Genomic DNA, 21,528 nt, shown 5'->3' on the forward strand with positions numbered 1-21,528 from the left:
GAGGCATGCCTTATGGTCCTGGACTGGCGGCATTTGGCATCGATCCCGCCCGGCTGCTGATCGGCGTGATGGCCGATGAGGCCATGCTGCTGCGGGCGGCGGTCGATGCGCTGCGCTGCCCCGCGCTGGGCGCGCTGCTGGCGGAATTGCGCGGTCCGGCGCCCTTGCTGGACCTGACCGCCAGCCGGCGGCTGGCGCTGGCGGCGGAGTCGTCCGGCGTCACGGCCTTCATGTTGCGGGTAAGCGGCGATCCGGTGCCGAGCGCGGCGGACACGCGCTGGCGCGTGGCGGCGGCGCCATCGCCGCCCTTGCCGGGAAATGGGCCGGGCAGGAGCGCCTTCGACCTCAGCCTGCTGCGGCGGCGGGCGGGGCGGGATGGGCTTTGCTGGCGGCTGGCCTGGGACAATGGCCGGGGCATGTTTGAAGAAAGGGAAGGTGGGCGCGATGAACGCCATGGCCTTGGACAGGATGGCGGCGGACGGGACGGCGGAGGACGCGATGGGCAAGCGCCGCTATCTGGCGCTGTGGTTCCCGTTCCTGCCGATCGACCGGCTGCGCATCGCGCGGCCTGACCTCTGGGCGCAGGGCGAAGGACCGGCCGTCGTCGTCGAGCAGGTGCGCGGCGCGATGCGGCTGGCGACGCTCGACGCCGATGCCTTGGCCCTGGGCCTGACGCCCGGCATGACGCTGGCCGATGCGCGTGCGCGGGAGCCCGAACTGCGCGTGTTCGATGCCGATCCCCATGGCGACCAGGACTGGCTGGAGCGGCTGTGCGACGGTTGCGCCCGCTATACGCCGGTCGCCGCGCTGGATTCGCCCTTCGGCCTGATGCTCGACATTAGCGGCTGCGCGCATCTTTGGGGCGGGGAGGACATGCTGGCGCGAGAGGCGACGGAGCGGCTGGAGCGCCATGGCATGCGGGTGCGCCATGCCCTTGCCGGAACGGCGGAAGGCGCGCATGCGCTGTGCCGTTTTCCGGTCGGCGCGGCGGCGGACGAGGATGCGGCGCTGCGCCGCCTGCCGGTGGAGGCGTTGCGGCTGGAGGATGAAAGCGCGGTGGCGCTGCGCCGGGCGGGGTTGCGGACCGTGGGAGATCTGGCGGCGCGGCCGGCGGCGGTCCTGGCGTCGCGCTTCGGCGAGGAGGCGGTGGACGCGTTGAATAACCTGCTGGGGCTGGGGCGGCGGCCGCTCGCGCCCCGGCGGTCGCGCCCGGCGATACGGATCGAGCGGCGCTTTGCCGAGCCGATGGCCAGCACCGCCTTTGCCCTCCGGACGCTGGAGGAGATGGCGGCCGAGGCGGGGGAGCGGCTCAGCGAACGCGGGCAGGGCGGGCGGCGGTTCGAGGCGCTGTTCTTCCGCAGCGACGGCCTCGCCTTTCCCTTGCGGGTGGAAACCAGCCTGCCGGTGCGGGACGCGCCCGCGATCATGCGGCTGGTGCAGGAACGGATCGATGCGCTGTCCGATCCGCTGGACCCCGGTTTCGGCTTCGACATGCTGCGCCTTGCCGTGCAGCGGGCGGAGCCAATGGCGCCGACGCAACTGGCGCTGGAAGGGGGAGAGGCGCGTCGCGAGGAAAGCGTCGCGGCCCTGGTCGACCGGCTGTCGATCCGGGCAGGCCGGGCGCGCATCCAGCGGCTTCACCCGAAGGACAGCCATGTCCCCGAACAGGCCCAGCTTGCCCTGCCCGCCGTGGAAAGCCGCGCCCCCATGAACTGGCCGCAGGAGGGGGAGGAGGGGGAGCCGCCCATGCGCCCGCTGCATCTGTTCGATCCGCCCCAGCCGATCGACGTGGTGGCCGAGGTGCCCGATGGTCCGCCGCATCGCTTCCGCTGGCGCAAGGCATTGCATGAAGTAACGCGCTATGAAGGCCCCGAACGCATCGCGCCCCCATGGTGGACGGCCAGGGACGGCGCGCTGGAGGGGGAAAGCGTGGGGTTGACCCGCGACTATTATCGGGTCGAGGATGCGCGGGGGCGGCGCTACTGGATATTCCGCAACGGGCTTTACGGCGCCGAAGCGGAACATCCCGGCTGGTACATCCATGGCCTGTTCGCATGAAGCGCCACGGCAAGGGCCCCGACCCGTCCAGGCCCAAATCCATCGACCGGCGCGAATTCAACGCGCTGGAGAAGGCGCGCCGGAAGCCCCGTGGCGAACCTTCGCCGACCGGATTGCCCAAGGCGCCGCCCTTTGCCGAACTGGTGGCGGCGACCAATTTCTCCTTCCTGCGCGGGGCATCCCATCCGCAGGACATGGTGGCGCGCGCCATCGCCCTGGGGCTTGAGGGGCTGGGCATAGCCGACCGCAACAGCGTCGCCGGGGTGGTCCGCGCCCATGTGGCGCGCAAGCGCTGGCCCGAACGGATGCGCGCCGCCTTGCTGGAGGCGCGCAAGGAAGCGGGACAGCCGCTGGAACTCAGCGAAGAGGAGGAGCGCGCCTGCCGGACCGACCTGCGGCTGGTCGTCGGCGCCAGGCTGGTCTTCGTGGACGGCACGCCGGACATCGTCGCCTATCCCGCGACCCGGCGGGGTTGGGGCGAGCTCACCAAATTGCTGACCCTCGGCAATCTCCGTTCGGTGAAGGGCGACTGCATCCTTCGCTATGAGGATCTGACCGCCTATCTGGACGATCTGCTGCTGATCGTGATGCCTGGCTCCACCGCCACCCAACAGACCGCGCATCGCAAGCCGGTGGACTATGAACATGACGACCGGCCGTCGCAGGAAGCGATCAGGCAGGGCCATCTCAGCCTCGTGCCCCCGCCGGCTCCGTCCGACCTGGAGGCTCTGCTGGTCCGATTGTCGCATCTTGCGCCGCGCCGGGTCTGGCTGGCGGCGGCATTGCGGCGGGATGGGCGGGATGCGCGGCGGCTGGCGCAGTTCAAGGGGCTTTCGGCGATAACGGGCGTGCCCTTGCTGGCGACCATGGACGCGCTCTATGCCAGCCCGGCGCAGCGTCCCCTTCAGGACGTGCTGGGCTGCATTCGCGAAGGCACCACCATCGCCAGGGCAGGACGCCTGCTGGAGGCGAATGCGGAAAGGCATGTCCATGACCCTGCCGAAATCGCCCATCTGTTCCGCGATTGCCCGGAAGCGGTGGCGGAAAGCGGACATTTTCTGAGCCGGGTGCATTTCACGCTCGACCAGCTTTCCTATGAGTATCCCCATGAACCCGTGCCGGAAGGATGGACGGCGCAGCAATGGCTGGAGGAACTGACCTGGTCCGCCGCCCATGCCCGCTATGGCGCGCGCCTTCCCCTCAAAGTGCGCCAGACGCTGGAAGAAGAATTCAGTCTCATCGCCAAGCGCAACTATGCCTATTATTTCCTGACCGTGCACGACATCGTCGCCTTTGCCCGGACGAAGGGAATCCTTTGCCAGGGGCGCGGATCGGCGGCGAACAGCATGGTCTGCTTCCTGCTGGGGGTGACGTCCATCGACCCGCTCAGGCACGACCTGCTCTTTTCCCGCTTCGTATCCGAAGATCGCAACGAACCGCCCGACATCGACGTCGATTTCGAACATGAGCGGCGCGAGGAGGTGATGCAATATATCTACGAACGCTATGGCCGCCATCGCGCCGGGATCGCCGCGACCGTCATCCATTACCGTTCGCGCAGCGCCGTGCGGGAAGTGGCGAAGGTGCTGGGCCTTGGCGAGGATGTGTCGGCCCGCCTCTCCAGCACGGTCTGGGGCAGCTATTCGAGCGACATGAACGACGCCCGGATCGTGGAGGCGGGCTTCGCGCTCGACAATCCGCAGATCGCGCAGTTGAAGGCGGTTGTCGACCAGTTGCTGTCAGAGCCCTTTCCGCGCCACCTTTCGCAGCATGTGGGGGGCTTCGTGCTGACGCAGAACCGGCTGGACGAGACGGTGCCGCTGCATCATGCGGCGATGGAGGATCGCAGCTTCATCGAATGGGACAAGGACGACATCGACGCCCTTGGCCTGATGAAGGTCGACGTGCTGGCGCTGGGGATGTTGAGCTGCATCCGCCGGGCGTTCGACCTGATGCGGGAACAGGGGCTGGGCGACCATCAGTTGACGGTCGATATGGAAGCGCAGGACGAAGCCGTCTACAACATGCTGTGCAAGGGCGACAGCATCGGCGTGTTCCAGGTGGAAAGCAGGGCGCAGATCAACATGCTGCCGCGCCTGAAGCCCCGTTCGATCTATGACCTGACCGTGCAGGTGGCGATCGTTCGTCCTGGACCGATCGAGGGCAATATGGTCCATCCCTATCTGCGGCGGCGATGCGGGGACGAGAAGGTCGAATATCCCCGGCCATCCCCGCATCATGGGCCGGCCGACGAACTGCAGAAATTGCTGGGCGAGACCTACGGCGTGCCGCTGTTCCAGGAACAGGCGATGAAGCTCGCCATCACGGCGGCAGGCTTCAAGCCGGCGGAGGCCGACGCCCTGCGCCGCGCCATGGCGACATTCCGCAATGTCGGCACGATCCATCATTTCCGCGAGAAGATGATCAGGGGCATGGTGGAGCGCGGCTATGAGGCGGAGTTCGCCGAACGATGCTTCAAGCAGATCGAGGGTTTCGGCAGCTACGGCTTTCCCGAAAGCCATGCATTGTCCTTTGCGCGGCTGGTCTATGTGTCGGCCTGGATCAAATGCCACCAGCCTGCCGTGTTCGCCTGCGCGCTCCTCAATTCGCAGCCCATGGGTTTCTATGCCCCGGCCCAGATCGTGCGCGATGCGCGTGAGCATGGCGTCACCGTGCATGATGTCGATGTGAATATGAGCGGGTGGGACAATGCGCTGGAACCGCTGCTGCGGTCGCGGGACGGCGGGCGGGGCGAGGGAGAGGGGCGAGCCCTGGCGCTGCGCCTGGGGCTGCGGCAGGTGGAGGGTTTTCGCGAGGATTGGGCGAAGCGACTGGTCGTGGCGCGGAAGGAAGGGCTGTTTTCCACCATGGAGGATCTGGCGCGGCGGACGGGATTGCCGGCGCGGGCCTTGCGATTGCTGGCGGATGCCGATGCCTGCCGCTCGCTGGGGAAGGACCGGCGGGTCGCCCTGTGGGAAGCGCGGCGGACGCCTTCGGACGAATTGCCCCTGTTCGCCGCCGCCAAGGCCCGGGAATTGGGGGAGGAGCCGGATGCGATGCTGCCCGCCATGGCTTTGTCCGAGCATGTCGAGGCCGATTATCTGGTGACGCGCCTGTCGCTCAAGGGCCATCCGATGCAATTCCTGCGCCCGGTCTTCGCGGCGGAAGGCGTGCTGAGCTGCGCCCAGATTTCGGCGGCGAGGAACGGGACGCTGGTGAAGACGGCCGGCGTGGTGCTGGTGCGGCAGCGGCCGGGCAAGGGCAATGCGGTCTTCATCACCATCGAGGATGAGACGGGGATCACCAATATCCTTTTGTGGGCGCGGTTGTTCGAAATGCAGCGGCGCCCCGTCATGGCGTCGCGGCTGATGCTGGTCGAAGGGGAAGTGCAGCGCAGCAAGGAAGGCGTGGTCCACCTGATGGCATCCCGCGTGCATGACAGGACGGCGGAATTGTCGCGGCTTTCGCAAACGGATGTGCAGGAAACTTCCCGCATGCGTCCTCGGCATGCCTCCGGGCATCCGCGCAATGTGCGGATATTGCCGCAATCGCGGGATTTTCATTGATGCGGGAAGAAGTTTTCGGCTGCCCTTTGAGGAGTTACTTACGGATGTGAATAAAGTGTTGGAAGATTTTTCCAATATATATGATAATATTCATGTAATATTGATAAATTCTCTCATATTATTTTTGACATAGATACAAAATCTGCGAGTTAAATTTCCATATACAATTATATCGAAGGATATATACTATAAAATATACCTAATTTATGTTAGGAAATCATGATTCATTAACCCGCATTATTTAAAATCCCGCCTGTGTTCTGGAGCGATGATCCGCGCAGAAAGGGAATGGGAATGTTCGGCAGAGCGGTGGGGCGATTGCTGCGGGACAGGACTGGGAATGTCCTGATGATGGCGGCTGCCTCCATGCCCCTATTAGTGGGCGCGGCGGGGCTGGCGACCGATACGGTGCAATGGACCCTCTGGAAACGGCAGATCCAGCGGCAGGCGGACAGCGCCGCGCTGGCGGGAGCCTATGCGGTGGCGCAGGGCTTCAGCGCGTCCGACAGCGCGACAGCGGACATCAGCCGCATGGCGCTCGTCGCCCTGACGCAGACGCCGACGATCGAAAATGCGCCTTCCAGCGGCCCATTCGCTGGCAATGCCCAGGCGGTGAGGGTGGTGCTGCAAACCTCCGCGGAACTGCCCTTTTCGAAGATATTGGGGGTGAAGGCGCCGGTTATTTATGGCGAGGCGACCGCTGCGGTAGTGGGCAGCGGCGATTATTGCGTCGTGTCGCTGGAAAAGACGAGTACGGTCGGCATCACGCTTCAGGGCAATGCCACGGTCAATCTGGGCTGCGGCATAGTTACCAATTCGCGGGCATCCAACGCGGTCTATGCAGGCGGCAGCAGCACGGTGGCGGCGACTCCGGTGGCGGCGGTGGGCGGCCTTACGTCCAGTTCCAACTATGTCTCGCCGACCACGCTGCTGCCCTACAGCATTCCGGTGCAGGATCCCTATGCTGGGCTGCCTACTCCCAACGTATCCGGCTGTTCGGCCAAGGTCAGCGTCAACCCACAACAAAGCGTAGTGAGTCCACCATTGCAACCTGGCTGCTACAAGGGCTTCGACATCAAGGGCACGCTAACCATGGCACCCGGCGTCTATTATGTCGACGGTGGCACTTTCGATGTGGGCTCGCAGGCGGTGATCAACGGTACCGATGTCACCATCATCCTGACCAGCAGCAACGCAGCCAGCAATCCCAGTTCCATCGCGACCGTCAGCATCAACGGAGGCGCGACGCTCAACCTGAAGGCGCCGACGGACACCGCCAACCCCTATCATGGCGTCCTGTTCTATCAGGACCGGCGCGCGCTGGATTCGGGAACCAACACGATCAACGGCAATGCGAGTTCGGTCCTGCAAGGCACTTTCTATTTTCCGGGCCAGGCGATGTCGTTCAGCGGCACGTCGGGCATGACCACCGATTGCGTGAAGATGGTGAGCAAGCGCGTCACCTTCATCGGCAACAGCAATATCGTCAATCAATGCAAAGATACGGGAGTCGACAAATTCACGGCAACGCTGGTGAAGCTGGTGGGATGATGAAGCGGCTGCTCTCCGACCGATACGGCAACAGCACGGTCGAACTGGCGATCATCATGCCGGTCCTGGTCCTGCTGACCTGCATGGCGGGCGACGTCGCCATGGCGTTCAAGGCGAAGATCGGGCTCCAGCGCGCGGCGGAGCGCACGGCGCAATTGGCGGCCGCGGGCGGCTACACCAACGACACCACCGACACTTCGAAGGCCTATAATAATCTGGCCGCCGACGCGGCGGCCGCTGCCGGCGTTCCGACCGGCAACGTGACCGTCACGCCCACGCTGCTCTGCAATGCCACCGTGCAGACCGCCAGTCCCGAAGTTCCATGCCCCGACGGTCAGCAGACGAAGCGCTATGTCGCGATCGCCATTTCAGGGACCTATACACCGATGTTCGCCAAACTGATGCCCAACAGCCTGTGGTCTTCCCAGGGGATCGCGCTCACCGGCTCGGCCTCGGTGAGGCTGCAATGATCCGGCTGGCGCGGGACCAGCGCGGCGCGGCGGCGATCGAATTCGTCCTTGCCGTGCCGCCGTTCATCATGCTGTTGATGGGCGCGCTGCAACTGGGCATCATCGCCTGCGCGCGCACCGGCCTGCAACACGCGGTGGACGAAGGCGCGCGCTATGCCAGCATCTTTCCCAGGCCCACCGACGAAGAGATCATCGCCAAGGTGAGGAGCCGTGAATTCGGCCTCGATCCCGCCTATACCAATGATCCGACGGTCGTCCAAGGCACGCAATATGGCGTTTCCTACAGGGAAATCACAATGACCTATTCCCGGCCATTGAACTTTATCGTCTACCAGACCCCGGCCATATCGATCAGCTATACCCGGCGAGCCTATTAGGCCGTAAACTCGTAAATGGCGCGCCTCGAACGCGCCATTTACGAGTTTACGGCCTAACGCCTCAACTGGCCCCGGATACCGGACGGGCCGTCGCACCCTGCTTCTGCTTGCGGAGGGGGCTGTGCAGGGGAAGCCTTCCCGCTCCCCATCGCAGATCGTCCGCCATTCGCATGAAACTGCCGCGCTTCTTTTCCTCTTCCGCCTGCGACATGGCCATCGACCTTGGAACCGTGAACACGGTCATCTATGTGCGCGACCGGGGCATCGTTCTCAACGAGCCCTCCGTCATCGCGATCGAGACCCGGGACGGCATTCGCAAGGTCAAGGTGGTCGGCAACGAAGCCAAGCTGATGATGGGAAAGACGCCCGCCGGCATCCAGGCGATCCGGCCGTTGCGCGACGGCGTGATCGCGGACATCGACGTGGCCGAGCAGATGATCAAGCATTTCATCGACAAGGCGCTGAACGGCGCCAACCGCTTCGGCCGCCGCCATGAAGTGGTGATCTGCGTGCCGACAGGTTCGACCATGGTGGAGCGGCGCGCCCTGCGCGACGCCGCCTCCAACGCGGGGGCCTATCGGGTCCAGTTGATCGAGGAGCCCATGGCCGCCGCGATCGGCGCAGGTCTGCCCGTCACGGAGCCGCGCGGGGCGATGGTGGTCGACATCGGCGGCGGGACGACGGAGGTCGCCGTCCTGTCCCTGCGCGGCATCGCCTACAGCAGTTCGGCGCGGGTCGGCGGCGACAGGCTGGATGACGCCATCGCTTCCCATATCCGTCGCACGCATAATCTGATGATCGGCGAAGCGACGTCGGAACGGGTGAAATGCGAAATAGGCGCCGCGACCTCGCCGGATGGCGAAGGCCGTCGCATGACGGTGAAGGGCCGGGATCTGGTGAACGGCCGCCCTGCCGAAATGTCGATCAGCGAGGCGGAGATCGTGGATGCGCTCTCAGAGCCTGTCGGCCAGATCAAGATGGCGGTGATGACCGCGCTGGAACAGACGGCGCCGGAACTGTCCGCGGACATCATCGAGGAGGGGATTACCCTGACGGGCGGCGGCGCGCTGCTCCGGCGGCTGGACGAAGCGTTGTCCGACGCGACGGGACTGCCCGTCACAGTGGCGGACAAGCCGCTGATCTGCGTGGCCATGGGTGCGGGCCGGGCGCTGGAAGACCGCGCTTATGACGGCGTGCTGACCATTTCCTGACAACCGCCTGCCTCTGGTGGGCGGGAGTTGGGGTGGAGAGCCGTCATTCCCCTATTCGTCACCCCGGGCTTGATCCGGGGCCCCGCTGCCTTGGACGAAGCGCGCACTCAGAAAGAAAGCGGGACCCCGGGTCAAGCCCGGGGTGACGGAAAACCGATGACGGGAAGCGGCCCACTCCTCCAGGCCGCGCCCGTGCTCAGCGATTCTACCCTTCCCGCCCATAGGCGACCACGGTTTCCACCTCCGCCTTGTCGCCCAGCACGACACCGACGCGCTGGTGCAGTCCGGTTGCCTTGACCTCCATGATCCGCTGATAGCCGTTGCTAGCGGCGCCGCCGGCCTGCTCCACCAGGAAGGACATGGGGTTCGCCTCATACATCAGCCGCAGCCGCGCCTTGTCGGCATAGCGGTGATCGGCGGGATAGAGGAAGATGCCGCCCCGTTTCAGGATGCGATGCACGTCGGCCACCATCGAAGCGGTCCAGCGCATGTTGTAATCCTTGCCCAGCGGCCCCTCCGTACCCTGGATGCGTTCCTCTATGTAGCGCGCGATGCCGGGCGACCATTGACGCCGCCGGGCCATGTTGATGGCGAATTCGGCATTGCCCTGCGGCATTTCCATCGGCCCGTCGGTCATCCGCCACGATCCGATTTCGCGGTCCAGCGTGAATTCATAGACGCCCGTCCCGATGGTCAGCACCAGCAGCGTCTGCGGCCCGTAGATCGCATAGCCCGCCGCCACCTGCTGCGTGCCGGGCTGGAGGAAATCCTGCTCCGTCACCTCGCGGCCCGAACATTCCTCCGGCGCCTTGAGCACGGAGAAGATGGTGCCCACGCTCAGGTCGACATCGATATTGCTGGAACCGTCGATCGGATCGAACAGCAGCAGATATTCGCCCTTGGGATAGCGATTGGGGATGCGATGGATCGTCTCCATCTCCTCCGAAGCCATGGCGGCCAGGTGCCCGCCCCATTCATTGGCGTCCAGCAGCAGTTCGTTGGCGATGACGTCCAGCTTCTTCTGCACCTCCCCCTGCACATTCTCGCTGCCCAGGCTGCCCAGTACTTCGCCCAGCGCGCCCTTGGACACGCTGTGGCTGATCGTCTTGCAGGTGCGCGCGACGGTTTCGATCAGCAGGCGCAATTGCGGCGGGATGGCATTGGCCTGGCGCTGCTGCTCGATCAGGAAGCGGGTGAGGGTGACGGATTGCATAGGCGGTTTACTCGCTCAAGAGAATATGGCGCGCGGAACGCACGCCATGCATGGGACCGCAAATGCCGTAGCGGCCGGAAAGCCATCGGAAAAGCGCCAATTCATAACGCCCCTGTGACGAAGGACGACCCGTTCGCGCTTCGGGACTGACCGCGATTCAATGGCAAAATGTCCATCCGTCCTAGACCCGCTTGGCGATGGCGCCCGCCGCCCATCCCATCCCGACCGCCAGCATCATCGCGACCAGGCCATAGGCGAAGGGCCATTGTTCGGCCGCGACGGCCATGAAGCGTTCGAACCCCGATTTGCGGACGGTGATGTCGCGCACGGCGGCGGCCACCACGCGGCCATCCTGCACGAGGAAGGTTTCCGCCGTATAATCGCCCACGATCACGCGCGCCGAAAGCGGCAGCCGGGCGCGATAGAGCACGCCGTCGGTGATTTCGACCGTTCCGGGCCGCTCGACATAGAGCCCGGCGCGTTCCCTGAGGTCGATCAACCCCTTCTGGAACCGATCCAGTTCCGCGCTGTCGTTGAGCGAGGAGGGCGAAAGCTGGAGCTTGTCCACGCCCATCTCGTAGATCGCGGCCGTCCGCTCATCGACCACCTTGTCGACCGGCCGGGACGATGCGATGGCGTAGAAGCTGGGGGCCGAGCGGAAGCGCGCGCTGTCGGCATTGACCCAGATGCCGGCAACCTTCCGCTTTTCGCGCATCGTGATCGACTGGTCCGGTCCCTTCAGCACGACCATGATGTCCGGCGGCTTGCTGGGCCGCCGCCCGTCGGGATAGACGATCGCGCCGAACAGCAGCAGGTCGGCGCCGGTGAAGCTATATTGTATTTCCACGTCCCGCTGGGACACGTCGGGCACCAGCATCGGTTCGTCCGCCGCGGTCAGCAGCAGCAGGGCCGGGGGCAGCGCCAGAAGCGCCCGCCGCCTCACCGGATCTCCACAGTATAGATTTCGTCGGGGCGGAACCCCAGGCCCAGCGCCATCCGCGCCGCGACCAGCAGAACGATCGCGGCCAGCAGGATGCGCAGATATTCGGGCCGGATCGTCATGGAGATGCGCGTCCCCAACTGTGCCCCTGTGACGCTGCCGATCAGCAGCAGCAGCGCCAGCACCAGGTCGACCGCATGGGTCGTCATGGCGTGCATCATCGTCGTCGCCATGGTCACGAACAATATCTGGAACAGCGATGTGCCGACCACCGACTGGGTCGTCATGCCCAGCAGATAGAGCATCGCCGGGACCAAGATGAACCCGCCGCCCACGCCGAGCAGCATGGTGAGGATGCCTGTCGCCATGCCCAGCAGCAGCGGCGCCAGCGGAGAGATGTAGAGCCCCGACCGATAGAAGCGCCACCGCATCGGCATGGCGGCGACCAGCGGATGATGCCGCCTCTTGCGCGCCTGGATCTTCCTGCCGGTCTTGAGCGCGACCAGAGCCTGTATGGACTCCTTCGCCATCAGTAATCCGATGCCGCCCAGCATCAGCACGTAGAGAATGCCGATCACCGTGTCGATCTGCCCTATGACTTGCAACATGCGGAAGATCAGCACGCCCAGGCCCGCGCCCACCACGCCGCCGGCGATCAGCACGCCGCCCATGCGGAAGTCGACCGTGCCGCGCGCCATATGGGTGAAGACGCCGGACACGCTGGCGCCCGTCACCTGGCTGGCCGCCGAAGCCGCCGCGACGGTCGGCGGGATGCCGTAGAAGATCAGCAGAGGCGTCGTCAGAAATCCGCCGCCGACCCCGAACATGCCGGAAAGCAGGCCCACCACGCCGCCCAGGGCAATGATGACCAGCGCATTCACCGACAGGTTGGCGATGGGCAGATAGAGATCCATGCGGTTCCTGGGTTAAGCCCAATATGCGGAGAGATAAAGGCGCAGCCGCTTAAAAATCAGCCCCCAACGTGACGGCGAGGCCGGAAGGCGGCGCTGCCCGGCCTGCAACGCGTTCCCGCCATTCGATGCTCAACCTTGCCGCGGCGGGTTTAAGCGGCAGGCGCATTTGAAGTTCCGGGCCGATGTCCAGCCGCTCGACCTGCGGTTGCGCGCCGCCGGAGAGGCTGCCGCCGATCCGCACGGGCGAATGGCCGAGCGGCGACAGCAGCGACATCTTGCCGTCGACGAACAGGTCGCGAGAGCGGAAACCGACCATGCCGCCCTGCGCATAGGCTTCGGCTTCCAGAAAGCGAGCGAGCGGCGTCGGCCCGAAACCGCCCACGGCCAGCACGGCATTGGCGTTGCGCCCGCCCTTGCCCAGCGCGATCCGTCTCTCAGCCGCGAAGCTGATCGCAATGCTGCGTGCCGGCTGCCATGCCAAGCCCAACGCCGCTTCGGGAGAAGCCGGATCGTTGAGCGCGGCGCTGGCTCGCGCATAAGCGGTCGCCCGGCTCGACGCCTGCGGGGCCAGATCGAAATCAAGGCGGACGCCCGATTGCGATCCGCCGAGCCTGCCGCCCGTCACCGCATCGGCGCGGGTCGCGCTTCCGTCGCGCCAGAACAGCCAGGCGCTGCCATGCCAACGCGCAACGCCTGCCGATGGAGGGGAAGCAGGAGGCAGGGCAGGCGCAGGGTTGATCGGTGCAGCGGTTTCACCGGCCTTGCCCATCTCCCATGCCGTCGAGGCTTCCTCTTTGGCGGCCTGGGCGGGGGAGTTCGCCCCCATCGTCCTGCCCGGCCGCGATAATGCCATGAAGCGCCTGGGCCGCGCGAGGGGTGCGGCGCCCGGCCCTGGGCGCGGCGCATCCCGCCAAAGCGGCAGACCAAATCTTCTCGCCTTTACCGCTCCATGTTTCGAATAGGCGGCAGGATGGAAAGTCTCCTCGTCGATCATTCCCGTCGCCGCATCGGGAAGGTCGCCCTCCGAACCGGCCAGGCGGATCGCGATCCAGCCCGTCATGACCAGGACGAAGAAGCGGAACGGGCGCCCCGTGGCGGCCTCGTTCATGCCGGAGAATCCAGGTCGGGAAAGCGGTGCTGCGTCTTGTCCCAGGTCAGCGGCCTGCCGACCAGCGACCGAAGATACAGGAACACCGCGCGACGGGCGGCCATCATCGCAATGATGTTCGCGATCAGCGTGCGCGGTATCGCCCCCAGCCCGAAGGCCCAGCCATAGGCGAGGCCCGCGAAAATCGCGCGCATCGCCATGCGCCAGATCATGAAGCCGAAGTTGATCCACAACAGCGCTTCGACCGTGGGCGTGGGATTGGGCACCGGGAAGGCGGTGAACAGGCTTCCGACCAACAGCACGCCCCAGAGCAGCAGCGCCAGATAGGCGGTGAACAGGATGAAGGCGGAAAGGGCGGCCGTGCGGTCCCGCATGCGCATCCACCATTCGGCGGGGCCGCCGTGCCAGCCCATGCGGTCCCACCCGGCAAGCGAAATGCCCACCATCCAGCGCGCCTTCTGTCTGACGGCGCCCTTCAGATTGTCGGGGAAATATTCCTTTGTCGCGACAAGTTGGCCGTCCCTGTCGCGCATGCGGACGAATATGCCGCGCCCGCCCATATTGCCGATGCGCAGCCCGACCTCATAATCCTCGGTCAGCGATTCCGGATCGAACGGTCCGCCGGTGGCGGGATTCACCAGCCGCTCCAATATCTGCCGCTCGAACGCGCAGGCGACCCCGGCCGAGGGCATGGACGCGCCCATGGCTTCGCGCACGGTCAGGAACTTGCCATGACTCTCTGAGAATTCGTCGCAGTAATGATTGGCTATGGCCCTCGACCACCAACCGCCATGGCCGCGCAGCGGCAGGACCGGGAGCTGGACGAGCTGGAATCGGTCCGTCATCAGATCGAACAGCAGGATCTCGTCGCGGTGGACGACATCTTCCGCATCGTGCAGCGCGATCGCCTTGAAGCGGACCCCCGTGCGTTCCTCCTCCCGCAGCATGGCGCGCCAGGCTACGTTCAGGCAATCGGCCTTGGTCGTCGGTCCGTCCCGTTCGTTGATGCACAGGATCAGCCGATCGTTCCCCGCGGCCAGGGGCGCGAGGATATCCAACGTCGCCCGGTCATTGGGATAGACGCCGACGAAGATCCGATAATCCTGATCGCCCCACTGGCCCAGCGCATTGTCCAGCATCGGGCCGATCACATCGGCCTCCTGCCAGGCGGGTATGAAGATGGCGATGCGGCCTGGCCGCGGCGAAACCGGAAGGGTCGCGGTGGTCATTCGTCGGTGGCGCGAATAGATAATCAACTTGCGCCACAGTCTTCGACACAGGAAGACCATGTCTATGATGAAATCATCGATTCCGCCGATCGCCAGTCCCACCACCGCGAACAGCAGGATTTCATGATGAACCCTCGCCAGAACAGCGAAGATCGCTTCCCCCACGGAATGTAACTCCCTATCTCCGCTGATCACCATATGGCAGCAAAGATTTGATTCTCAAATATTAATTCATTGCCATATCGAAACTATATTGAGTCCCGGCGCCGCAGGAGCAAGCATGATCAACCGTCCATCATCGGCATTGCGCGATTTCCTGAGGAGCGAAGCGGGCAGCGGCGTCCTGCTGATGGCGGCCGCCTCCATGGCCATGCTGTTCGCCAATCTGCCCGGCGCGGCGGGGCACTTCCATCACGCCTTCGTCCATGCCGGGATCGGGCCGGAACTGAAGCCCGGCCTGGGCCGCATGACCGTCCACCTGTGGGTCAATGACGGGCTGATGGCGATCTTCTTCCTGCTGGTAGGGCTGGAGATCAAGCGCGAACTGGTCGACGGAGGCCTTTCGACATGGGAACGCAGGCGGTTGCCGTTCATCGCGGCGGCGGCGGGCATGGTCGTGCCGGCCTGCGTCTATCTCGCCATCGCGGGGGGGCAATCCGCCCTCTCGAACGGCTGGGCGATTCCAGCGGCCACCGACATCGCCTTTGCGATCGGCGTGGTGGCGCTGCTGGGGCGGCGGGTGCCGGCCTCGCTCAAACTGATGCTGACGGCCATCGCCATCGTTGACGACATGGGGGCTGTCGCGATCATCGCGCTGGTTTACACCCAGGGCATCGACCTGACCGCCCTGGGCGGCGCGGCGGCGATGCTCCTGTTGATGTGGGGGCTCAACCGCTTCCGGATTCAGGCGCTCTCACCCTATCTCCTGATCTTCGCGGTCCTGTGGTATTTCACCCTGCTTTCCGGCGTGCATGCGACGGTGTCCGGCGTGCTGACGGCGATGTTCATCCCGATCAAGCCCACGCCCGGCGCGCCGGACGCCGTCGACAGCCCGCTGCATCGGCTGGAGCATGCGGTGCATCCCTGGAGCGCTTATCTGATCGTGCCGCTTTTCGGCTTCGTCAATGCGGGCGTGCCGGTGGATCGCACGGTGATCGGCATGCTGTTTACGCCATTGCCGCTGGGCGTGGCGCTTGGCCTGTTCTTCGGCAAGCAGATCGGCATCTTCGGCGGAATCTGGCTGGCGGACCGTTGGGGGATCGCGGAAAGGCCCGGCGGCGCAAGCTGGGCGCAGGTCTATGGCATGGCGCTTCTTTGCGGCATCGGTTTTACGATGAGCCTCTTCATCGGCGCTCTCGCCTTCCCCCATTCCCCGACGCTTGTCGAGCAGGCGAAGATCGGCATTCTCGCCGGCTCGCTGCTTTCGGCCATCATGGGCTATCTCGTCCTGCGCGGCGCCAGGCGACCCTGAGGATCGGGATTATCCGCCAGGCCGCTCCTTCCATGCGCCGGATGGAATCGCATGGCCATTGGCCCGATGCTATCGTGCGCCTGCCGTAGAGCGACTCGCACAAGATGCGAACCCCAACCAATCTCTTTCAGCGATCAGGTAGGAGGGTGAATATGAATGGGGAGATGGATGTCAACTATCTGCTTCACAGGCAGCAGGTTGCAATGATCCGCGCGCAGATGAGCCGGTCGGCAAAGGGCCGGGAAGCCTATGAAGGCCTTGCGCGCGGCTATACGGATCGGATCGACGCCTATCGCCGTCGGAATGAAAGGCTGGTCGATCTGGCGCATTAAAGCCGCGCGCTCTGGCGGAGCCGGCCGGCGATCATCTTCGTTCGATCAGCCGCTCTATCGATTGGCGGTGCGTTTCATTGTCGCCGCATTCCTTTTCCAGAACCGACTTGATCTGCTCCAGTTCCGCTTCGGTCAGATGCTCGATGCCGATGAATTCATTGCGCGCCGTCGACATGGCGCGGATCAATTCGTCCATTTTCGCCTGGATGGCGGAACTGTCGCGATTTTGCGCATTCTGGATCAGGAAGACCATCAGGAAAGTGACGATCGTCGTGCCGGTGTTGATGATAAGCTGCCAGGTGTCGGAATAATGGAAGATCGGGCCAGTCACGATCCAGCCCAGGATCACCAGCACGGCCAGGATGAAGGCCGCAGGCTGGCCCGACCAACTCGCGATCCGGTGGGCAAAGGCCGTGAAAATCCTGTCCATCTCTCTTTTTCTCCCTTGGCCGCGGCAAGCATTTAGCCTCTGTTCAGACCATGCTTGCCATGAAGCGGGGATGACAGCCATCCCCCTCCGTTCGCTGGCCTGCGGGCTCGGCGCTTCCCTCCTTCTCATGTCCTGCGCGACGGTGTCGCCCGAATCGCGTCTTCGCGCGGGGCTGATCGATGCGGGCATATCACCCCGCATGGCGGCCTGCATGGCCGAAAGGATGGTCGACCGGCTGAGCCTGCCGCAACTCCGCAGGCTCCAGTCGCTGGCCTCGCTCCGCAAGTCTCACATGGCGGACATGACCGTCGATCGGTTCCTCTTCAAGGTCCGCGCGCTGGAGGATCCGGAGATATTTGCCGTAACCAGCAAGGCGGCGATCATCTGCGCCATCGATCGCTGATTCCGCAATAAGGCCGGGGATCGCTTCGCAAGGTTTTGCAATTTTGCAAAGTTGATTTGCGAAATTCGCTGGCATTGCCCCTTTGCCTGTGCTTAGCCGCTGATCACAAGAGTTTCAGCGGAAAGGACGGGCGAGCCCCATGAACATCCACGAATATCAGGCGAAGGAGCTGCTGGCGAAATATGGCGCGCCGATCGCCGCCGGCTACGCAGCCTTCTCGGTCGAGGAAGCCGTCGAAGCCGCCAAGAAGCTGCCTGGGCCGCTCTATGTCGTGAAGTCGCAGATCCATGCCGGCGGCCGCGGCAAGGGCAAGTTCAAGGAACTCGGTCCCGATGCGAAGGGGGGCGTCCGCCTGGCCTTCAACCTGGACGAGGTGAAGGCCCACGCCGCCGACATGCTGGGCAACACGCTGGTCACCATCCAGACCGGCGAAGCGGGCAAGCAGGTCAACCGCCTCTACGTCACCGACGGCGCCGACATCGCCAAGGAATTCTACCTGGCTCTGCTGGTCGACCGCGCCACCGGCCGCGTGGCCTTCGTCGTGTCGACCGAGGGCGGCATGGACATCGAGGAAGTCGCCCACTCGACCCCTGAGAAGATCCATACCTTCGCCGTCGATCCGGCCACCGGCTTCATGCCGCACCATGGCCGCGCCGTCGCCGCCGCGCTAGAACTGACCGGCGATCAGGCGAAGCAGGCCGCCAAGGTCGCATCCTCGCTCTATGAGGCCTTCCTGGCGACCGACGCCTCGCAGATCGAAATCAACCCGCTGGCCGTCACCCAGCAGGGCAACCTGCTCGTCCTCGACGCCAAGGTCGGCTTCGACGGCAACGCGCTGTTCCGCCACAAGGACATCGTCGAGCTGCGCGACCTGACCGAGGAAGACGCAGCCGAAGTCGAGGCTTCGGAATATGACCTCGCCTACATCAAGCTGGACGGCAATATCGGCTGCATGGTGAACGGCGCGGGCCTGGCCATGGCGACCATGGACATCATCAAGCTGAACGGCGAATTCCCCGCCAACTTCCTGGACGTCGGCGGCGGCGCTTCCAAGGAGAAGGTGACCGCAGCCTTCAAGATCATCCTGAAGGATCCGGCGGTGAAGGGCATTCTCGTCAATATCTTCGGCGGCATCATGAAGTGCGACATCATTGCCGACGGCATCGTCGCCGCCGCCAAGGACGTGAACCTGTCGGTTCCGCTGGTCGTCCGCCTGGAAGGCACGAACGTCCAGCAGGGCAAGGACATTCTCGCGGCTTCGGGCCTGGCCATCGTCCCGGCGGACGATCTGGGCGACGCGGCCAGGAAGATCGTGGCGGAAGTGAGGAAGGCGGCCTGACGCAGCTTTACGCCTGAACAAGACACCAAAAAGGGGTGCGGGTGGTCCGGGAACGGGCCGCCCGCGCCCTCGTTCGCATTTGCTGGCGCATCTGCGGGCTTGGCGTGAATGAAGGAAGGATGTTGAGATGAAGATCCTTGTGCCCGTGAAGCGGGTGATTGATTACAATGTGAAGCCTCGGGTGAAGGCGGATGGAACGGGCGTCGACCTGGCGAACGTCAAGATGAGCATGAACCCGTTTGACGAGATCGCGGTCGAGGAAGCCATCCGCCTGAAGGAAAAGGGCGTGGCGACCGAAGTCGTCGCCGTGTCGATCGGCGTCGCCAAGGCGCAGGAGACGCTGCGCACGGCTCTGGCCATGGGAGCGGACCGGGCGATCCTGATCCAGACCGATGACGAGGTGGAACCGCTGGGCGTCGCCAAGCTGCTCGCCAAGGTGCAGGAAGAGGAAGGCGCCGGCCTCATCATCCTGGGCAAGCAGGCGATCGACGACGACAGCAACCAGACCGGCCAGATGCTCGCCGCGCTGCTCAACCTGCCGCAGGGCACCTTCGCCAGCAAGGTGGAGGTCGAGGGCGACAAGGTCAGCGTGACCCGCGAAGTGGACGGCGGCCTGGAGACGGTGAAGCTCAACACGCCCGCCATCATCACCACGGACCTGCGCCTCAATGAGCCGCGCTATGCTTCGCTGCCCAACATCATGAAGGCGAAGTCGAAGCCGCTGGCGACCAAGGCGCCCGCCGATTACGGCGTGGACATTTCGCCGAGGCTGGAGACGCTCTCCGTCGCGGAACCGGCCAAGCGTTCGGCCGGCGTGAAGGTGGCTGACGTCGATGAACTGGTCGCGAAGCTCAAGGCTCTGGGAGTTGCCGCATGAAGACGCTTGTCTGGGTTGAACATGAGGGCGGCGCCGTCAAGGACGCGACCCTTTCCGCCGTTATCGCGGCGTCGAAGCTGGGCGAGGTGCATCTGCTGGTCGCCGGTCAGGACGTCGGCGGCGTTGCCGCCGAAGCCGCCAGGATCGCTGGCGTGGGCAAGGTCCATGTCGCGGACGACGGCGCTTTCGGTCATGCGCTGGCCGAGAATGTCGCGCCGCTGGTCGTCGAACTGATGGGCAGCCATGACGCTTTCGTCGCGCCGGCCACTAGCAACGGCAAGAATATCGCGCCGCGTGTCGCCGCGCTGCTCGACGTGATGCAGATCAGCGACATTTTGTCGGTCGAGAGCGAAGATACGTTCACTCGTCCGATCTATGCCGGCAACGCCATCGCGACCGTCAAGTCGAAGGACGCCAAGAAGGTCATCACCGTTCGCGGCACGGCTTTCGAGAAGGCGGCCAAGGAAGGCGGCAACGGGGCGGTGGAAGCGGTGGTTTCGACCGGGGACAAGGGGCTGTCGTCCTTCGTCGGGGCGGAGATCGCCAAGCTGGAGCGGCCGGAGCTGACCTCGGCCAAGGTGATCGTTTCGGGCGGTCGCGCGCTGAAGGACGGCGAGACGTTCGAGGCAACCATCTTTCCGCTGGCGGACAAGCTGGGCGCGGCGGTCGGTGCGAGCCGCGCCGCGGTCGACGCGGGTTATGTGCCGAACGACTATCAGGTCGGGCAGACCGGCAAGATCGTGGCGCCGGAAGTCTATATCGCCGTGGGCATTTCCGGGGCGATCCAGCATCTGGCGGGGATGAAGGACAGCAAGACCATCATCGCCATCAACAAGGATGAGGATGCGCCGATCTTCCAGGTGGCGGACATCGGGCTGGTCGGCGACCTGTTCAAGGTCGTGCCGGAGCTGGTCGAGAAGCTGTAAGCCTGAACAGGGTTCGGAAAGGAGGGCGCGGGCCTTTGGGTCCGCGCCCTTTTTTCGTTCTATTCGCAGCGGACGTCATTCTTGTCGATGGCGCGGCCGGCGAGGGCGCCGCCTGCGCCGCCGATGATGGTGCCCAGCGTCTTGGAGCCGCCCGGCGCGATGATGTTGCCCAATACGCCGCCCGCTATGGCGCCGACGATGGTGCCGGTGGTGCCGTCGTCGCGCTTGCAATAGTAGCGGCCGTCATTGTCGCGGTAGATATAGTCATTCTCGCCGATGGGACGGCCGCCGGGGCGCTGGCCGTAGCCGGGGCGGTCATAGCCGTAGCGGCTGCCATCGCCATCCGAAACGCAGGCCGTCAACGGCATCGCAAGCAGCGCCGCTGCCAATAGGGGGGTGCGCATGTTTTTCTCTCCTCATCTTGTCCCTGCCACGGGGACAACCCCTGGGAGAGGGGGAAGTTGCGCGAAATAGTCTGCCCGCCGCGGCGCCAAAAGGGGGGAAAGGCAGCCGGGCGGGCAGTGATGCCAGCGGGGAGAGGGTGTTCACCGCTGGAAAGGGATGGGGTCGGCCGTCAGGGCGTCAGGGGCGCGGCGCCGGTGGTGCTGGCGGCGGGCGTGGCGAGATTGGGACTGGTCGCCGTCGTGTCGCTGTCGCGGCGCTGGTCGAGGTCCGACTTGGCCTGGTTGTAGCGGGCGACGAGATCGTCCTTGAATTCCGTCAGCTTGCCTTCGTCATAGAGTTTCTTGCCGACATAGCCTGCGATCGCGCCGAAGATCAGGGTGCGGATCATGGGGTTGGCTCCTTGTTTCGTAGGGAATTTGCAAGGATAACATTGGCGGCGCGGATCGGTTCCGGCGGTGCGGCAGGGCGAGCGGGGCCGGCGATGCGAGGAGCCGGGCGGCGTTGTTCAGCCCGCGGCGGCAACGCGGCGGGCGCGGCTTTCGTCGACATATTCCTGTCGTCGGGCCATGACCAGAAAGGCGGCTTCGGAGCGCAGGCAGCGCTGGCGGACATTGTCCAGGGTGGCGGCGTCGGCTTCGTTTCGGGCCTGGCGGGCGAGGGCGCGGAAATCGGGGTTGGCCATGGGACGCTCCTTTCAAGAGTGGCGGG

22 protein-coding genes are annotated in these 21,528 nt (G+C 64.8%); 13 read left to right on the forward strand and 9 right to left on the reverse strand.

Annotated elements, in window-relative coordinates:
- The 7 genes from L286_RS43080 to L286_RS43110 all read left to right on the forward strand — a co-directional run.
- On the forward strand, positions 1-572 hold a 572-nt coding region (locus L286_RS43080; RefSeq protein WP_021223923.1), incomplete at its 5' end, for an ImuA family protein.
- Entirely contained in the window at positions 469-2,058 is a 1,590-nt protein-coding gene (locus L286_RS43085; protein WP_020818423.1) for a Y-family DNA polymerase, read from the forward strand. The genes L286_RS43080 and L286_RS43085, both read left to right, overlap by 104 nt.
- Entirely contained in the window at positions 2,055-5,624 is a 3,570-nt protein-coding gene (locus L286_RS43090) for an error-prone DNA polymerase (RefSeq protein ID WP_020818424.1), read from the forward strand. Before L286_RS43085 ends, L286_RS43090 begins: the two co-directional genes overlap by 4 nt.
- A gap of 348 nt (positions 5,625-5,972) precedes the next feature.
- Positions 5,973-7,175 (forward strand): pilus assembly protein TadG-related protein, encoded by a 1,203-nt coding sequence (locus tag L286_RS43095; RefSeq protein ID WP_238559343.1) that lies wholly within the window; start codon positions 5,973-5,975, stop codon positions 7,173-7,175.
- Entirely contained in the window at positions 7,172-7,645 is a 474-nt protein-coding gene (locus tag L286_RS43100) for a TadE/TadG family type IV pilus assembly protein (protein ID WP_007684687.1), read from the forward strand. Before L286_RS43095 ends, L286_RS43100 begins: the two co-directional genes overlap by 4 nt.
- Positions 7,642-8,022, forward strand: a complete 381-nt coding sequence (locus L286_RS43105; protein ID WP_013039591.1) for a TadE/TadG family type IV pilus assembly protein — start codon at positions 7,642-7,644, stop codon at positions 8,020-8,022. Before L286_RS43100 ends, L286_RS43105 begins: the two co-directional genes overlap by 4 nt.
- 170 nt (positions 8,023-8,192) lie before the next feature.
- A complete protein-coding gene (locus L286_RS43110) occupies positions 8,193-9,233 on the forward strand; it encodes a rod shape-determining protein (protein WP_007684691.1) in 1,041 nt (346 codons plus the stop codon).
- 205 nt (positions 9,234-9,438) lie between these two features.
- On the opposite strand, the gene L286_RS43115 is transcribed toward L286_RS43110, so the two are convergent.
- The 5 genes from L286_RS43115 to L286_RS43135 form a co-directional block, all read right to left on the reverse strand.
- Positions 9,439-10,446, reverse strand: coding sequence for a class 1 fructose-bisphosphatase (locus L286_RS43115; protein ID WP_007684693.1), 1,008 nt, complete (start codon positions 10,444-10,446; stop codon positions 9,439-9,441).
- Positions 10,447-10,627: 181 nt separating this feature from the next.
- Positions 10,628-11,389 (reverse strand): TIGR02186 family protein, encoded by a 762-nt coding sequence (locus L286_RS43120; RefSeq protein ID WP_013039593.1) that lies wholly within the window; start codon positions 11,387-11,389, stop codon positions 10,628-10,630.
- The gene (locus L286_RS43125; RefSeq protein WP_013039594.1) at positions 11,386-12,300 is read right to left on the reverse strand and encodes a sulfite exporter TauE/SafE family protein; all 915 of its coding nucleotides are present in this window, start codon (positions 12,298-12,300) and stop codon (positions 11,386-11,388) included. The genes L286_RS43120 and L286_RS43125 overlap by 4 nt, the downstream gene beginning before the upstream one ends.
- A 49-nt stretch (positions 12,301-12,349) precedes the next feature.
- A complete protein-coding gene (locus L286_RS43130; protein ID WP_020818428.1) occupies positions 12,350-13,408 on the reverse strand; it encodes a hypothetical protein in 1,059 nt (352 codons plus the stop codon).
- Positions 13,405-14,835, reverse strand: coding sequence for a glycosyl transferase family protein (locus L286_RS43135; protein ID WP_020818429.1), 1,431 nt, complete (start codon positions 14,833-14,835; stop codon positions 13,405-13,407). Before L286_RS43135 ends, L286_RS43130 begins: the two co-directional genes overlap by 4 nt.
- 82 nt (positions 14,836-14,917) lie before the next feature.
- Between L286_RS43135 and nhaA the strand changes: the two genes are divergently transcribed.
- Positions 14,918-16,108, forward strand: a complete 1,191-nt coding sequence (gene nhaA, locus L286_RS43140) for a Na+/H+ antiporter NhaA (RefSeq protein WP_020818430.1) — start codon at positions 14,918-14,920, stop codon at positions 16,106-16,108.
- Positions 16,109-16,260: 152 nt separating this feature from the next.
- Positions 16,261-16,440 carry a hypothetical protein gene (locus L286_RS43145; protein ID WP_007684706.1) on the forward strand — a complete coding sequence of 60 codons (180 nt, stop codon included), beginning with the start codon at positions 16,261-16,263 and terminating at the stop codon, positions 16,438-16,440.
- A gap of 31 nt (positions 16,441-16,471) precedes the next feature.
- Here the strand turns inward: L286_RS43145 and L286_RS43150 are convergent, their stop codons facing one another.
- Complete coding sequence (locus tag L286_RS43150; protein WP_007684708.1) at positions 16,472-16,870, reverse strand: low affinity iron permease family protein; 399 nt, start codon at positions 16,868-16,870, stop codon at positions 16,472-16,474.
- Between the two features lie 70 nt (positions 16,871-16,940).
- On the opposite strand from L286_RS43150, the gene L286_RS43155 reads away from it, so the two are divergent.
- The 4 genes from L286_RS43155 (at position 16,941) to L286_RS43170 (ending at position 20,415) form a co-directional block, all read left to right on the forward strand.
- A complete protein-coding gene (locus L286_RS43155; RefSeq protein WP_020818432.1) occupies positions 16,941-17,273 on the forward strand; it encodes a hypothetical protein in 333 nt (110 codons plus the stop codon).
- A gap of 139 nt (positions 17,274-17,412) precedes the next feature.
- Positions 17,413-18,612, forward strand: a complete 1,200-nt coding sequence (sucC, locus tag L286_RS43160; protein ID WP_007684713.1) for an ADP-forming succinate--CoA ligase subunit beta — start codon at positions 17,413-17,415, stop codon at positions 18,610-18,612.
- A gap of 127 nt (positions 18,613-18,739) precedes the next feature.
- A complete protein-coding gene (locus L286_RS43165) occupies positions 18,740-19,489 on the forward strand; it encodes an electron transfer flavoprotein subunit beta/FixA family protein (protein ID WP_013039599.1) in 750 nt (249 codons plus the stop codon).
- Positions 19,486-20,415: an electron transfer flavoprotein subunit alpha/FixB family protein gene (locus L286_RS43170; protein WP_020818433.1), complete on the forward strand. Its 930-nt coding sequence runs from the start codon at positions 19,486-19,488 to the stop codon at positions 20,413-20,415. Before L286_RS43165 ends, L286_RS43170 begins: the two co-directional genes overlap by 4 nt.
- A gap of 59 nt (positions 20,416-20,474) precedes the next feature.
- Here the strand turns inward: L286_RS43170 and L286_RS43175 are convergent, their stop codons facing one another.
- The 3 genes from L286_RS43175 to L286_RS49075 form a co-directional block, all read right to left on the reverse strand.
- Positions 20,475-20,819: a glycine zipper 2TM domain-containing protein gene (locus L286_RS43175; RefSeq protein ID WP_007684717.1), complete on the reverse strand. Its 345-nt coding sequence runs from the start codon at positions 20,817-20,819 to the stop codon at positions 20,475-20,477.
- 170 nt (positions 20,820-20,989) lie between these two features.
- Positions 20,990-21,208, reverse strand: coding sequence for a hypothetical protein (locus L286_RS43180; RefSeq protein ID WP_013039601.1), 219 nt, complete (start codon positions 21,206-21,208; stop codon positions 20,990-20,992).
- Between the two features lie 117 nt (positions 21,209-21,325).
- On the reverse strand, positions 21,326-21,502 hold the full coding sequence (locus L286_RS49075; RefSeq protein WP_007684721.1) for a hypothetical protein: 177 nt from the start codon (positions 21,500-21,502) through the stop codon (positions 21,326-21,328).
- Positions 21,503-21,528: the final 26 nt, after the last annotated feature.

Source organism: Sphingobium sp. HDIP04, assembly GCF_000445085.1.
Lineage (GTDB): Bacteria > Pseudomonadota > Alphaproteobacteria > Sphingomonadales > Sphingomonadaceae > Sphingobium > Sphingobium indicum.